The sequence below is a fragment of the Microbispora catharanthi genome (assembly GCF_006334915.2).
In the GTDB taxonomy this organism is placed as follows: Bacteria; Actinomycetota; Actinomycetes; order Streptosporangiales; family Streptosporangiaceae; genus Microbispora; species Microbispora catharanthi.
Genome location: NZ_VDMA02000010.1, coordinates 1 through 14,646, shown reverse-complemented (window position 1 = coordinate 14,646; position 14,646 = coordinate 1). Strand labels below are relative to the sequence as shown.

The 14,646-nt window shown below is 70.4% G+C and carries 13 protein-coding genes and 1 rRNA gene; 7 read left to right on the top strand and 7 right to left on the bottom strand.

Going from position 1 to position 14,646, the window contains the following annotated elements; translation table 11 throughout:
• Positions 1–42: 42 nt before the first annotated feature.
• Positions 43–501 (top strand): hypothetical protein, encoded by a 459-nt coding sequence (locus FH610_RS19740; protein ID WP_139576003.1) that lies wholly within the window; start codon positions 43–45, stop codon positions 499–501.
• Positions 502–553: 52 nt separating this feature from the next.
• Here FH610_RS19740 and FH610_RS19735 read toward each other — a convergent pair whose 3' ends face one another.
• The 4 genes from FH610_RS19735 to FH610_RS19720 all read right to left on the bottom strand — a co-directional run bounded on the left by FH610_RS19735 (position 554) and on the right by FH610_RS19720 (position 6,138).
• A complete protein-coding gene (locus FH610_RS19735) occupies positions 554–1,750 on the bottom strand; it encodes an extracellular solute-binding protein (RefSeq protein ID WP_139576002.1) in 1,197 nt (398 codons plus the stop codon).
• Positions 1,751–1,823: 73 nt separating this feature from the next.
• A complete protein-coding gene (locus FH610_RS19730) occupies positions 1,824–3,317 on the bottom strand; it encodes a CoA-acylating methylmalonate-semialdehyde dehydrogenase (RefSeq protein ID WP_139576001.1) in 1,494 nt (497 codons plus the stop codon).
• Positions 3,304–4,599, bottom strand: a complete 1,296-nt coding sequence (locus tag FH610_RS19725; protein ID WP_139576000.1) for an aspartate aminotransferase family protein — start codon at positions 4,597–4,599, stop codon at positions 3,304–3,306. The genes FH610_RS19730 and FH610_RS19725 overlap by 14 nt, the downstream gene beginning before the upstream one ends.
• Before the next feature lie 69 nt (positions 4,600–4,668).
• The gene (locus FH610_RS19720; RefSeq protein WP_139575999.1) at positions 4,669–6,138 is read right to left on the bottom strand and encodes an MFS transporter; all 1,470 of its coding nucleotides are present in this window, start codon (positions 6,136–6,138) and stop codon (positions 4,669–4,671) included.
• Positions 6,139–6,221: 83 nt separating this feature from the next.
• Between FH610_RS19720 and FH610_RS19715 the strand changes: the two genes are divergently transcribed.
• The 5 genes from FH610_RS19715 to FH610_RS19695 all read left to right on the top strand — a co-directional run bounded on the left by FH610_RS19715 (position 6,222) and on the right by FH610_RS19695 (position 11,611).
• A complete protein-coding gene (locus FH610_RS19715; protein WP_139575998.1) occupies positions 6,222–6,932 on the top strand; it encodes a TetR/AcrR family transcriptional regulator C-terminal domain-containing protein in 711 nt (236 codons plus the stop codon).
• A gap of 74 nt (positions 6,933–7,006) precedes the next feature.
• On the top strand, positions 7,007–8,617 hold the full coding sequence (locus tag FH610_RS19710) for a PucR family transcriptional regulator (protein ID WP_139575997.1): 1,611 nt from the start codon (positions 7,007–7,009) through the stop codon (positions 8,615–8,617).
• Positions 8,618–8,634: 17 nt separating this feature from the next.
• Positions 8,635–9,708, top strand: a complete 1,074-nt coding sequence (locus tag FH610_RS19705; protein WP_139575996.1) for a DmpA family aminopeptidase — start codon at positions 8,635–8,637, stop codon at positions 9,706–9,708.
• 96 nt (positions 9,709–9,804) lie between these two features.
• The gene (locus tag FH610_RS19700; protein ID WP_139575995.1) at positions 9,805–10,008 is read left to right on the top strand and encodes a hypothetical protein; all 204 of its coding nucleotides are present in this window, start codon (positions 9,805–9,807) and stop codon (positions 10,006–10,008) included.
• A gap of 133 nt (positions 10,009–10,141) precedes the next feature.
• Positions 10,142–11,611 (top strand): phosphodiester glycosidase family protein, encoded by a 1,470-nt coding sequence (locus FH610_RS19695; protein ID WP_139575994.1) that lies wholly within the window; start codon positions 10,142–10,144, stop codon positions 11,609–11,611.
• Positions 11,612–11,629: 18 nt separating this feature from the next.
• Here FH610_RS19695 and FH610_RS19690 read toward each other — a convergent pair whose 3' ends face one another.
• On the bottom strand, positions 11,630–12,520 hold the full coding sequence (locus FH610_RS19690; RefSeq protein WP_139575993.1) for a phenylalanine 4-monooxygenase: 891 nt from the start codon (positions 12,518–12,520) through the stop codon (positions 11,630–11,632).
• A gap of 131 nt (positions 12,521–12,651) precedes the next feature.
• Here FH610_RS19690 and FH610_RS19685 point away from each other — a divergent pair, with 131 nt between their 5' ends.
• A complete protein-coding gene (locus FH610_RS19685; protein ID WP_139575992.1) occupies positions 12,652–13,125 on the top strand; it encodes an Lrp/AsnC family transcriptional regulator in 474 nt (157 codons plus the stop codon).
• A gap of 58 nt (positions 13,126–13,183) precedes the next feature.
• Here the strand turns inward: FH610_RS19685 and FH610_RS19680 are convergent, their stop codons facing one another.
• Both FH610_RS19680 and rrf read right to left on the bottom strand, forming a co-directional pair.
• The gene (locus FH610_RS19680) at positions 13,184–13,834 is read right to left on the bottom strand and encodes a formylglycine-generating enzyme family protein (RefSeq protein WP_139576204.1); all 651 of its coding nucleotides are present in this window, start codon (positions 13,832–13,834) and stop codon (positions 13,184–13,186) included.
• Between the two features lie 692 nt (positions 13,835–14,526).
• Positions 14,527–14,643 (bottom strand): 5S ribosomal RNA (gene rrf, locus FH610_RS19675).
• Positions 14,644–14,646: the final 3 nt, after the last annotated feature.

Here is a 14,646-nt window from a genome sequence, read left to right as displayed (position 1 = left end):
GCCCGATTTTTATAGCACAATGTGCGCCTCCTCGTCGCGAGCGTGGCCGACCTCCGTGACGGCGGGCGGGCGGAGTTCACGCACGGGCTGGCCGCGGCCTACCTGGGGTTCACCGTCGCCTTCGGGCACGACATGGTGCGGTGGGCCGACGTCAGGTTCGCCCACCGCTACGCCGGGGGGCCGCCGCCCGACCGGCGCAAGCGTTACGGCAGGGAGCGTGCCCGATACGAATGGCACGCCTGGGGCAAGGGCATGATCGGCTGGGCCGTCGCCTGCGGCCTGCTGCTGGCCGGCGTCGTGGTCATCGGCGACCTCGGACGCGGGGCGGCGCTCCTGGAGTGGGCCGGTCGCCTGACGTTCGCCATGGTGGTCTGGCTGGTGTTCTGGCCGCTCGCCTGCACCGTCTTCCCCACACGCGCACCGATGGATACCCGCCCACCCCTGGATGCCCGCGAGCCCCACCACGACCGGGCACCGCAGAGCACCGGCGAACAGAACTGAGCGGCGCCCCGTTCACGGCCCGAATCAGGAGACACGGATCAGGAGACACCGATCAGGACACGATCCGCGACCAGCGCTCCACCCACTTGTCGTACGCCTCGGGACGCACCGCGAAGTAGACGCCCTGGAACGCCCGGGAGGTGCCGGCGCGGTAGTCCGCGCAGATCCGGCGGGCCGCGCCGGTGCACCCCTCGGGGTTGGCCGGGGCGAGGCCCATCCAGGCCGACACCTTGCGCTGCACGTCCGCCGACATCGTGAAGTCGAGCCACTTGTACGCGCACGAGGGATGCGGGGCCTGGGCCGACATCATCCACGCGTCGGCCCATCCGGTCACCGGCCGGTCCGTCAGCGCCCTGACCGGCTTGTGCCCCCGCCTGAGCACGTCCAGATGGTACGGCGTGGCCTGCGCGAGCCGTACGGACCCGGTCGCGAAGCCCTGGACGACCTCGACGGGATCGCGCCAGAAGACGCGGCGGCCGTCCTCGTCGGACGTGAACAGCTTGGCGGCGGCGTCGAGCTGGGCGTCGGTGAGGTCGAACGGGTCCTTGATGTCCTCGCCGATGTCCGTGCCCTGGGCCTTGAGCACCAGGGCGGCGTCGGCCAGCGACAGCGGACGGTCCCGGAGCATCACGGGACCCTTGTCCGTGAAGAGCGACTCCGGGCCGTCGGGACCGACCTTGCCGGCGTCGTAGAGGATCTCGTTGGTCGCCCACACGTACGGCACGCCGTACACCCGCTCGCCGCGGGTGACCGACGGCAGCGTGCGCAGCCGCTTGGGGATCTTGTCGTAGCCGTCCAGCAGAGCGGTGTTGAGCGGGGCGGCCTTGCCGTCGTCCATCAGCCGGCCGCCCACCTCGGGCGTCGCGGAGATCACGTCGAACGACGACGGCGGGAAGTCGCCCGGCTTCTCCTCCTGGCGCGGGTCGTAGTAGCGCAGGCTGACCTTGCAGCCCGTCTCCTTCTCGAACGTGCCGACCCACTTGACCTTGGGATCGACGCCGCCCCACTCGGCGTACCCGTCGATCGCGACCACGCTGACCGTTCCCTCGCCCGGCCCGACAGACGCGACCGGGGTGGGCGTGGGACCGCCGGACGACGGGCTGGGGCCTGCGCCGCCGGAGGCCGTCGCCGCCGCGGCCGCCGAGGTGCCCGGCGTGGCCACCTCCGTCGCGGGCCCGGGCCCGCCGGCGCAGGCGGCGGCGAGCAGTCCCACGGCCGCGACCGTCGCGGCCAAGTGTGTACGGCGCACGCACGACCCCCATGAGAAAGACGGACGCCCCGAGCCTACTGGGCCCCACCGGCCCGGGGCGTCGCCTACGGCGTCAGGCGTTGGTCGGGAAGCCCAGGTTCACGCCGCCGTGGGAGGGATCGAGCCACCGCGAGGTGACGACCTTGCCCCTGGTGTAGAAGTGGACCCCCTCGGTGCCGTGCACGTGGGTGTCGCCGAACAGCGAGGCCTTCCAGCCGCCGAAGCTGTAGTAGGCCATCGGCACCGGGATCGGCACGTTGACGCCGATCATGCCGACCTCGACCTCGTTCTGGAAGCGCCGGGCCGCGCCGCCGTCGTTGGTGAAGATCGCCGTGCCGTTGCCGTACTCGCCGGTGTTGATCAGCTCCAGGCCCTCCTCGTACGAGCGGACGCGCACGATCGACAGCACCGGGCCGAAGATCTCCTCGCGGTGGACGCGGGAGTTCGGCGGCACGTGGTCGAGGACGGTCGGGCCGAGCCAGAAGCCGTTCCCCCGGTCCCCGCGCACCGGGGTATCCCGGCCGTCGACCACGAGCTTGGCCCCCTCCTCGACGCCGAGGTCGAGGTAGGACTCCACCTTGTCGCGGTGGGCGGCGGTGACGAGCGGGCCCATCTGCGACTCGGGGTCGTTCCCTGGGCCGATCTGGAGGTCGCGCACCCGCGACACGATCTTCTCGACCAGCTCGTCGCCGATCGGGTCGACCGCGAGCACCACGGAGATCGCCATGCACCGCTCCCCCGCCGAGCCGAAGCCCGCCGAGACGGCCGAGTCGGCGACGAGGTCGAGGTCGGCGTCGGGCAGCACGAGCATGTGGTTCTTGGCCCCGCCGAGTGCCTGCACCCGCTTGCCGTGGGCCGTGCCGGTCTCGTACACGTACCGCGCGATGGGCGTGGAGCCGACGAACGACACGGCCCGTACGGCCGGGTGCTCGAGCAGCCGGTCCACCGCCGCCTTGTCACCCTGGACCACGTTGAACACGCCGTCCGGCAGGCCGGCCCGCTGCCACAGCTCCGCGATCAGCAGGGACGCGGAGGGGTCGCGCTCGGAGGGCTTGAGCACGAACGTGTTCCCGCAGGCGATCGCGACCGGGAACATCCACATCGGGACCATCGCCGGGAAGTTGAACGGGGTGATGCCCGCCACCACGCCGAGCGGCTGGCGGATCGAGTAGGAGTCGACCCGCGTCGAGACGTTCTCCGAGTAGCCGCCCTTGAGCAGGTGGGGAATGCCGCAGGCGAACTCCACGACCTCCAGGCCGCGGGCCACCTCGCCCAGCGCGTCGGAGTGCACCTTGCCGTGCTCGGCCGTGATCAGCGCGGCCACGTCGTCGCGGTGCGCGTCGAGCAGCTCGCGGAACCGGAACAGGACCTGGGTGCGCTTGGTGAGCGAGGCGTCGCGCCAGGCGGGGAAGGCCAGCGCGGCCGCCTCCACCGCCGCGTCGACCTCCTCGATCGAGGCCAGCGACACCTGACCGCTCACCTCGCCGGTCGCCGGGTCGAACAGGTCGGCCGAACGGCCGCCCTCGCCCGTCCGGGCGCCGCCGATCCAGTGGTTAACGTGCTTCATCGTTGACGGCCTCCAGAGCGGTGACGAGGATGCCCAGGCCCTCGCGGGCCTCGTCCTCGGTGAGTGTGAGCGGCGGAGCCATGCGCAGGGTGCTGCCGTACAGCCCGCCCTTGCCGGCGAGCAGGCCGAGCCTCTTGGTCTCCTCCATGAAACGGGCGGCCAGCGCGGGGGCGGGGGCGCCGGTGGCGGGGTCGACCAGTTCGATCGCGAACATCAGGCCCTTGCCCCGCACGTCGCCCACCACGGGCAGCCGCTCGGCGGCCTCGCGCAGCCCGGAGACGATGATCTCGCCGGTGCGCGCCGCCTTGGCCTGCAGGTCGTGGTCGAGCACGTAGTCGAGCGTCGCGTTGGCCGCCGCCATCGAGATCGGATTGCCGCCGAAGGTCGACAGCCCCACGGCGTGCGGGCCGTCCATGAGGTCGCCGCGCGCCACGATGCCGCCGACCGCGAAGCCGTTGCCGAGCCCCTTGGCGAAGGTCATCATGTCGGGCGTCACGCCGTGGTTCTGGATCCCGAAGAACGCCGAGCCCGTACGGCCCCAGCCGGTCTGCACCTCGTCGGAGATGAACAGGATGCCCTCCTCGTCGAGGACCTCCTTGTACGCGGCGAACAGCCCGTCGGGGGCCATGGTGAAGCCGCCCACGCCCTGGATCGGCTCGGCGATCAGCGCGGCGACGTCCTTGGTGACGGCCGTGGCGAGCACGTGGCGCAGGTCGTCCACGCAGGCCGCGATGTAGTCGGCGTCCGACATGCCGCGGAACTGCGCGAGGTGGCGGTCGGCGCCGTGCAGGAAGTGCACGTTGAGCGGCGACAGCGAGTTGTTCTTCCAGGACCGGTTGGAGGTCACGCTGACCGCGCCGAACGACCGGCCGTGGTAGCTCTGCCGCATGGCGAGCACCTGGTCGGACCCGCGGGCGTAGGTGGCCAGCAGCAGGGCCGTCTCGTTGGCCTCCGTGCCGGAGTTGGTGAAGAACACCTTGGCGTCCGGGATGCCCGACAGGCGGGCGATCTTCTCGGCAAGCTCGACCTGGCTGCGGATGAGGTACAGCGTCGAGGTGTGGACGACACCGGTGGCGAGCTGGCGCTCGACGGCCTCCCGCACCTCGGGCACGTCGTACCCGATCATGTTGGTCAGGATCCCGGCGAAGAAGTCCAGATAGCTCTTCCCGTTCGCGTCGACGACGCGGTTCCCCTTGCCGCCGACGATTTCGATGGGCTCGTTGTAGTAGAGGGCCATCCAGTTCGGCATGACCGCGCGATGGCGTGCGAGAAGGTCCGACATGCTCCGAGTATCCCGGCTGGCGGGCGACCGCCTCACCCGTCAGCCTGTCTGGGATACCTCGAATTTGGCTTACACAGTGCTGGGTGCCGCGGGCTCCTGAGCGGGAGCCGTCCCGGCGGCCTTCCGGCGCAGGACCAGCAGCGCGACCAGGGCCGCCGCGAGCGAGCAGGCCGCGCCCACCCACGAGCCGACGGACATCGCCGACACGAAGGCGTCGCGCCCGGCTGCGGCCACGGCGGGGTCGCCCAGGCTCACCGCGACGCCGATCGACTCGCGCGCCGCCGGCGGCGCCGACTCGGGCATGGCCGCGGTGTACGCCCCGGCGAGCACGCTGCCGAGAACGGCCACGCTCAGCGCCATGCCGACCTGCTGCACGGTGTCGTTCAGCGCGGAGCCGACCCCGGCGCGCTCGGGCGGCACCGCGCCCATCAGCGTCGCGTACGCCGCGGGACCGGCCAGGCCGCCGCCCACGCCCATGACCATCAGGCCGGCGATCAGCGTGCCGTACCCGCCGGTGAGCGTGGACAGCAGGACGAACCCGGCGGCCATGACGACCAGGCCGGAGACGATGAGCACCCGGTTGCTCACCTTCTTGCCCAGCGACGCGCCCAGGACGTTGAACACCATCGCCGCCACGACGTAGGGCAGCAGGGCGAACCCGGCCTTCAGCGGGTCGTAGCCCAGGACGAACTGCAGATACTGCGTGATGGCCAGCATCAGCGCACCCGCGCCGAACGACAGCAGCACGATCGAGAAGCACGCCCCGCTGAAGGAGCGGTTCCGGAACAGGCCGAGCGGCAGCATCGAGTGGGGGGTGCGGCGCTCCCACAGCACGAACGCCAGCAGGGCGGCCGCCGAGACCGCCACCGCGAGGGGGTTGAAGTGCCCGCCGGGCGCCGAGATGACGGCCCAGACCAGCCCGCCCATCCCGGCCGTGGACAGGATCACCCCGAGCGGGTCGGCCCGCCGCGTCTCGCCGTACGTCTCCGGCATGAGCGCGAAGGCCGCGACGATCGCCAGCACCGCGATCGGCACGTTGATCAGGAAGACCGAGCCCCAGTAGTAGTGCTGGAGCAGGAACCCGCCGACCGTCGGACCGGCGATGACGCCGACCATGGCGACCGAACTCCACGCGGCGATGGCCTTGCGCCGCTCACTCTCGTCGAACACGGTGATCAGGATCGACAGGGTCGACGGCATCACGCAGGAGCCGCCGACGCCCATCAGCGCGCGGGCCGCGATGAGCTGCCACGGCTCGGTGGCGAGTGTGGCCGCCAGCGAGGCCCCGCCGAAGAACGCCAGGCCGATCACGAGCATCCGCCGCCTGCCGTACCGGTCGGACAGGCTGCCCGCGGTGAGCAGCAGGCCCGCGAAGACCAGGACGTACGCGTCGATGACCCACTGGACGTCGGACGGCGTGGCGCCGAGGTCGCGCATGAGCGACGGGATCGCGAGGTTGAGGACGGTGTTGTCCACGACCAGGGTCAGCAGGCTCAGACAGAGGACGCCGAGGATCCACCAGCGTCGGGGATGGGACATGAATGTCACCTCGAACAGTGTGCGAGTAGTATCGGACACTGTACGACTCAATCGAACACTGTGCGAGCGAATATTGTGAGGCCGTGTCAGCGAAGCCGTTCTCCTCGGTATGGACCCGTGAGCGCAAGGGAGGGCGCGAGCAGGGCCTCAGCCGCGACCAGATCGTCCGGGCGGCCGTGGAGCTGCTCGACGCCGAAGGGCTCGACGCGCTCAGCATGCGCAAGCTCGGCGCCCGGCTCGGCGCGGGGGCGACCAGCCTCTACTGGCACGTCGCCAACAAGGACGAGCTGATCGAACTCGTGATGGACGAGGTCTACTCGGGCGTCGTAATGCCCGAGGCGGCCGACTGGCGGGAAGCGGCCAGCGTCTTCGCCTACGCCATGCGCCAGGCGGTCTTCGACCATCCGTGGAGCGCGAGCCTCATCGGCGTGGTCCCCGCGCTCGGGCCGAACGCGCTCACCGCGTCCGACCGGCTGATGGGCGCCTTCGTCCGCGCGGGGTTCGAGGGTATCGACGTGGACTACGCCATGACGGCCGTCGTGTCGTACACGCTGGGCGCCACGATCCCCGAGGTCGCCTTTCTCAGCTCGCTGGAGGCGACGGGCAAGAGCATGGCGGATCTGCAGGCCGCGGTGGACCCGATCGTGATGAAGCTGGCCTCCGACCGGCCCAACCTGCTGGAGCGCTACCGGTCCTACGCGGACCAGGACTACGACCCGCTCGTGGCCCGGCGGCTCGCCTTCGAATTCGGGCTGATGGCCCTCCTCGACGGTCTCGGCACGCGCCTGCGCTGAATGTCCGTTTCGGGCCCACACACTGTCAGCTACTGGGGGGTCATCCTTACATAATGATCAGGTAGCCTCTGAGCATGCTCCCCACGGTCGCCGACGTGCTCGCGCTGGACACCGTCCGGCGTGGCAGCCCCCGGGTGGTGGCGGGCGGCGACCGGCTCGACACCCGGGTCCGGTGGGTCCATGTGGGCGAGGTCCACGACATCGCCCACCTGTTGCGCGGCGGCGAGCTGGTCCTCACGACCGGGGTGGCGCTGCCGAGCGAGCCCGACAAGCTGGCCGACTACATCTGCGAGCTGGCCGCCGTCGGCGCCTCGGGCCTGATCGTGGAGCTCGGCCGCCGGTTCGTCCGCGAGCTGCCGAGAGCGGTGGTCAAGGCCGCGGAGGAGCACGGGCTGCCCCTGATCACGCTGGCCCGCGAGACGCCCTTCGTGCAGATCACCGAGTCGGTCCACGCGCGGATCATCGACATCCAGCTCCAGGAGCTGCGGGCCTCCGAGCAGCTGCACGAGGTCTTCACCGAGCTGTCGGTCGAGGGCGCGTCCCCGGCCGAGGTGCTCAACCAGGTCACCCGCTTCTCCGGCCGCCCCGTGCTGCTGGAGAACCTGGCCCACCAGGTCCTGGCGTGCGACGCGGCCGGGGGCGACACCGGGAGCGTGCTGGCCAACTGGGAGACCAGGTCGCGCGCGGTCATGCCCTCCGAGCGGACCGCCTACGACGCCGCCGCCGGGTGGCTGGTGACCATGGTGGGCGCCCGCGGCCAGGACTGGGGACGGCTCATCCTGCTGTGCGACGCGCCGCCCAGCCCCCGCGACATCGTGCTCGCCGAACGCGCGGCGACCACGCTCGCGCTGAGCCGCCTGCTGGAGCGGCACCAGGAGTCCCTGGAGCGGCAGGCACACGGGACCATACTGACCGGCATCCTCACCCACGCGTACGCCGACCCCGACGAGGCCGCCGCCCGCGCCCGCGCCGTCGGCGTCCCGCTCACCGGCCGCAGGCTCGTCAGCGCCGTCATCCGGCTGACCGCGTCCGTCGGCACCGCGTTGGGCGAGCAGGCCAGGCTGGGCGAGCTCGCCGAGGCCGGCGCCGCCGCCTGCCGCGAGGCCAAGCTGCCCGCCCTGGTCGGGGCGCTGGACCAAAGTCGCGTCGGAGTGCTGCTGCCGCTGCCGCCCCGCATGGCCGCCGAGACCGCGCTCGGCGCGCTGGCCGAGCGCCTGCGGGCGAACTTCGCCACGCCGTTCGTGCTGGCGGCCGGCTCGGTCGTGGAGTCGATCAAGGACGTACGGCGCAGCTTCCTGGAGGCGGAGCAGGTGGCGGAGGTCGCGGTGCGCCAGCCCGACGGGCGGCCGTTCTACCGCCTGCCCGACCTGCGGCTGCGCGGCCTGCTCCACCTGCTGCGCGACGACGCCCGGCTGCAGACCTTCGCCGAGCGCGAGCTGGGGGCCCTGCTGGCCTACGACGCCCAGCGGCACGGCGACCTGACCAGGATCCTGCGCATCTACCTCGACGCGGGACGCAACAAGGCGGTGGCCGCGCAGAAGGCCCATCTGTCCCGCCCCGCGTTCTACGACCGCCTGCGTCGGCTGGAGCGGGTCCTCGACACCGACCTCGACGACGTCGAGTCGTGCCTGTCGCTGCACGTCGCGCTGCTGGCCCTGGAGACCTTCCGCCGCGAGACCACCTGATCGAGAAGAGGCCGTCGTTGAGAGCACGGGATTTCGGCATCGTCGTCGGCACCGGAACACCCGGCGAGCACAACGCGATCACCGACGTTCCGGGGGTGAGGGTCGGGCACACCACGCTGATCAGCGGGAGCGGCCCGCGCGTGGTCGGCGAGGGCCCGGTGCGCACCGGCGTCACCGTTGTCGTCCCGCACGACGGCTCGGCCTTCGACGAGCCCCTCTACGCGGGGCTCCACTGGCTTAACGGCAACGGCGAGATCACCGGGATGGCGTTCCTCCAGGACTTCGGGCTGCTCGCCTCGCCGATCGGGCTGACGAACACGGGCTCGGTGGGCGTGGTCCGCGACGCGCTCGTCGAGATCGAGGTCGGCTCGCTCGGCAAGGGCGGGCGGGCGTGGTCGCTGCCCGTCGTCGGCGAGACCTGGGACGGCATGCTCAACGACATCGACGGCAGGCACGTGAAGGCCGCCCACGTCCGGGAGGCGTACGAGAAGGCGGCGGGCGGGCCGGTCGCGGAGGGCGCGGTCGGTGGCGGCACCGGGATGATCTGCCACGGCTTCAAGGGCGGCATCGGCACGGCCTCCCGCCTGGTGGACGGCTACACCGTGGGCGTGCTCGTCCAGGCCAACCACGGACGGCGGGAGCGGCTGACGGTCAACGGCGTCAACGTGGGCAGCAGCCTCCCGGTCTCGGCGCTTCCCGATGAGGAGGCCGGGTCGATCATCGGGATCGTCGCCACCGACGCTCCCCTGCTGCCGCACCAGTGCCGGAGGGTGGCACAGCGCGCCGGACTCGGCGTGGCGCGCACGGGAGGCGCCGGGGAGAACTCCAGCGGCGACGGCTTCCTGTGCTTCTCGACCGGCAACCGGAACCTGCCGGCCAACGCCCTCGACGCGGCCCCTCCGCGCACGTTCCAGGTCACGGTGCTCGCGGACGAGTACCTCGATCCGCTCTTCTACGCGGTCATCGAGGCGACCGAGGAGGCCGTCGTCAACGCGCTCGTCGCGGCCGAAACGATGACCGGAGCAGACGATTTGACCGTTACAGGGCTCGATGGGCGGCTCCTTGCGGAGATGCTGACACCCGGAAAGTAGGTATGTCGTCCCGGGTGTAAGTCCTATCGCACCTGACTACTCTTCGTATACTCGCGCTCACTGGGTGAATCGTGCTTACCTCGAAACGTGCCCACGATGAGCGAACCCCAAATCAGCCCGACGGTCGTGGTACGGGCCCTGTCCGCACGTTTCCCCAAATGGACTATCTGGTGGGGCCAGGCCACCACGCACTACTGGGGTATGTCCCGGCGGCGCGACGGACTGCTCGTCCACATCGAGGCCCGATCCGCCCAGGAGTTCGTCCAGCGGGCCCGGGAGATCGACGCCGACACTCCCTGACATTTATGCGCCTATGTCCTAAACGCCCGATTCGGCGTTGGGGAATTTCATGCTCTTTGGCGCGTTTCCGTCGTCTCCATACGCGATTGTCGCCACGATGGTCCCGCAAGGGACATCAATCGGGAGTAATCGCATGAGACGCCGCCTTGTCGTCGGGGCCGCCATACTGGCCCTGGCGACGACCACCCCTTCGGCACCGGCCGCCGCCGAGCCCGTCGCCGGACTGCCGACGACGAACTTCCCTCTCGGCGAGCCCGGGATCCCGAAGTCGGCGGCCAAGAGCCTGGCCCCCGGAGTCAGCTACTTCACCCTTCGCCACGGCACACCGCAGGACGGGTACACGGTCAGCGTCGTCGTGAAGGGCAAGGACTTCATGTCCGAGGCCAACGCGCAGGCCCAGGCGACGGCCGTGCAGATGGCCGGTCTCGAGCCCGTCATCGTGAAGTTCACCCGGCCCGCCGTCGCGGACCACCCCGCCGGCGACTACTTCATGGTGCGGGTGGGCAGCTGGCCGCTCGACCGGAAGGCCGAGGCCGCCGAGGTCGTCAAGCAGCTCAAGGACGCCGGGGTGAGCGCGAAGGTCGACTTCCAGGGCGACGACGGCTTCGTCACCACCGGCCCCTGGAGCGTGCGGGTCATCGTCGTCGACCCGCGTACGTTCCGCGGCTCCTACCAGACCTCCCTGGGCACGAGCGTCGCCAAGCGGGAGAAGGTCTCGGCCATGGCCTCCGCCGCCAGGGCGCTCGCCGCGGTGAACGGCGGCTTCTTTGACATCCACACGCTGCCCGCCTTCCGCGGCGACCCCACGGGCATCTCCGTCGTCGGCGGCAAGCTGCTCAGCGAGGCCGTCGCCGGCCGTGTGGGCCTGGTCCTGCGGGGCCGTACGGCCCGCGTCACCGAGTTGTCGTCCTCGGTCGTCGCCCGTGCGGCCGACGGGACCACGGCCGAGGTGACCGGCCTCAACCGGGTGCCGAAGCCGGACGAGCTGGTGATGTACACCGAGGAACTCGGGCGGGACACTCCGCAGGACGACGGGACCGAGGTGGTCCTCGACGCCTCCGGCAGGGTCACCGCCGTCCGCGGGTCCGGCGGTCCCGTGGCGCCCGGCACCCGTGTGCTGCACGGGGTCGGAGCCGCCGCCGACTGGCTGTCGCAGCACGCGGGCGAGGGCACGACCGTCACGGTCACGACCCAGGTCACCGACCTGCGGACGAACAAGGCCGTCCCGCTGACCCCGGAGACCAACATCATCGGGGGCGCGATCGGCCTGGTCCGAAACGGTAGTACCTCCATCACCGCGTCGCGGGACGGCATGGCCAACACCAACATGATCCTGCGGCGCCACCCGCGCACGCTCGCCGGCGTCACCCGCAACGGCAAGCTCGTCATCGCGGTCGTCGACGGCCGAGCGCCGGGCAGCACGATCGGCGCGTCGTTCTTCGAGGCGGCCGAGCTCATGCGCTGGCTCGGCGCGCGCGACGCGATCAACCTGGACGGCGGCGGGTCGACCACCATGGTCATCGGCAAGAAGGTGGTCAACCGTCCGTCCGACGGCGTCGAGCGGGGAGTCGGCGACGCCCTGTTGATCGTCGGCGCGCGCTGAGCCTACTCACGCGCCCGCTCACGCCGAAGACGCCGCGAGCAGACGGGCGATCGTGTCGTCGTCGCAGGTGTCCCAGAACGTCCCGACGGTGTCTTCGAGGTGGTCGAACGAGGCCGCCTCGAAGAGCACTTCCTGGTACTTCGTGATGTCGTAGTGAGTGGTCCCCATCGCGGTGAGGTCGAGCGCGCGGATGTCCATCCCGCGGAACTCCTCGATCTCGCCGTACGAGCTGAGGATCCCCGCGCCGTACGCCCTGACTTCGCCGTCCTCCCGCATGACGCCGAACTCCAGCGTGAACCAGAACACCTTGGACACGAACTCCAGCGCCTCGTCGGTCTCCACCCGGCGCGCCGCCCGGCCCGCGGCCCGGTAAAGCGCGGCGAAACGGGGCGAAGCCAGGGTGTTCGCGTGCCCGATCACCTCGTGGATGACGTCCGGCTCGGGGGTGTAGAGGGGCACCGAATGGTGCCGGATGTACTGGGTGGAGTGGAACAGGCCGTCCGCCAGGACGCCGTAGAACTCACGGAGCGGGACCAGCCCGGCCGCCGGCAGGTAGCGGAATCCGGTCAGCGGCTCCAGAAGGTCGCCGACCTCCTGGAGTTGCGGGATGCGGTCCTCGGGCAGGCCGAGTCGCTTGGTCGCGTCGAGGAACTCGCGCACCGCGTACTTCTGATGCTTGACCGCCAGTTCCTTGGTGACGAGCGCCCATACGTGGTGCTCCTCGTCGGTGTACTCGGCCGTCGGGATGGGATCACCGGGGGTGTGACCAAGCGCCAGCGCCGCGATCGCGTTGCGCCGCTGACGGTAGACGGCGTCCGCGAAACCGGGGTGGCTCGTGGCCAACTCGACGACGACGGATCCGTCATCCTTCGTCGCCACCGGAGCGAAGTACTGCGCTTCTTCAAACATACTCCCATATGACAGCAAGTAACCGTTTAGCTGGCAAGAGTGACCAGTCAGGGTGTGCGAAACGCTCAAATCAGTGCGCTTCTGCTTGGATGCACTGGTCGATTCGCTCAGTCGAGGCGTACCCTCGGCGCATGCTCGACGCGCTCGACAGCCGCCTGCTGACCACCATGCGGGCCAACCCCCGGATCGGGCTCACCGAACTGGCCCGCCTGCTCGGCGTGGCTCGCGGCACCGTGCAGGCGCGACTCGACAAGCTCACCGCGCGCGGCGTCATCAGCGACTTCGGTCCGACGATCACGACAGAGCAGATCGGCTACCCCATCCTCGCCTTCGCGTCCCTGCAGATCGCGCAGGGCCGGCTGACCGAGGCCGTGCGGTGGCTGGCCGACGTTCCGGAGATCCTCGAGGTGCACGGCACCAGCGGCCAGGCCGACCTGCTGTGCCGGGTGGCCGCCCGCAGCACCCCGCACCTCCAGGAGGTCATCGCCCGGATCCTCGCCTCGCCCGCCATCCAGCGGACCGACACGACGATCGCCCTGTCGACCCAGATCCCCTTCCGCATCGAGCCCCTGCTACAGGCCGCGGTCACGCCACCCACGCCGTAACGACCGGGCTCACTCAAACGGACCGGGCTCAGACGGACCGGGCTCAGACAGATCGGCCTCAGACAGATCGGGCGAGGCGGAAGCCGAGGTCGTCGATGCGGAACGTCGGGTGGCTCTTGCGGCGGCACGACGCCCGGCATCCCCTGGGCAGGTCGTGCGCGCCTCCCCCGCGGAACACTCGGTAGGGGCCGTACACCGTGGCGTCGTAGACGTCCCAGCACCATTCCCACACGTTTCCGATCATGTCGTACAAGCCCCACGCATTCGGCGCCCTCGTCCCGACGTCGCGCACCCGCCCGCCGGAGTTCTCCCGGTACCAGGCGATCTCGTCGAGCTCCCCGTACCGCTCGCCGGTCGTTCCGGCCCTGCAGGCATACTCCCACTCCGCCTCGGACGGCAGCCGATACCCGTCGGCATCCCAGTCGCAGATCACGTCCTCTGCGTTGACGTCTCCTCCGATCGAGTAACAAGGAGTCAGCCCGGCCGCCTCCGAGAGGAGGTTGCAGAACCGGACGGCGTCGTTCCAGGAAACCTCGGTCACCGGCGTCAGCGGTTCTTTGGAGTTCGATGGGGTCTGATTCGTGATGGCTAGGTACAGTTCAGCGGTCACGGGATACGGCGCCAGCAGGAAATCCTCGACCTCGGCCACCCAGTTCCTCTGCGTCCCCTCATCCCGAAGGAGAATCCTCCCTGCGGAGATCGGGACCATTTGCTCACCGGTAACCTCGGGCAGCGACGATCCACGGCTCACCTCAGGCTCCTCTCCTCCGCTATTGATCACTGTCAATTCGTGTGCTGTATGGACGCCCCGCGCTCGGGGGCTTTCGTGGTCGGGGTGTTGGGTCGGGTCGGTCGGGTCGGTGGGGTTGGGACGTCCCGCGCCCGAGGCGGGAGGACTTGTGGTGGGGCGTGGTGGTCGGGTGGGTTGGGGGCGGGTGAGGTTGGGGTTGGGTGGGGTCGGGTGGGGTGGGTTGGGACGTCACTGCGCCGGTCGGAAGGTCCGGTCCTCGCGAAGCCCGCTCCGCTGGGCCTTCGCTGCGGTCCTCCCTCCCGCCCGCTCCGCTCCTCCCCGCCGCTGCTCGCGCCCCCGGCCAAGTCAGCTCCCCCGGGTTGTTTGCGCCACCGGAGTACGGCCCCCGCACCACAATCCCCAAAGGATTCCCCACGGCGTTCCCCACGGCGTTCCGACGGCATTCCGGATCAGTGCCGGCCGGCAACCCCTGGACATGCGAAAGCCCCGGCCAACCACAGCCGGGGCACCCCACCACACCACACACCACCACAGCACGCGCATGCCGTCCGTGGCACCCGCACAAGCCGACGCTTCCACGCCGGCCCACGGGGGGAACCCCCAGAAATGCGGAAGGGCCACCCCAACGGGGTGGCCCTCCACAAAAGATTGTCCGGCGGTGTCCTACTCTCCCACACCGTCCCCGGTGCAGTACCATCGGCGCTGACAGGCTTAACTTCCGGGTTCGGAATGTAACCGGGTGTTTCCCTGCCGCTATGACCGCCGTAACC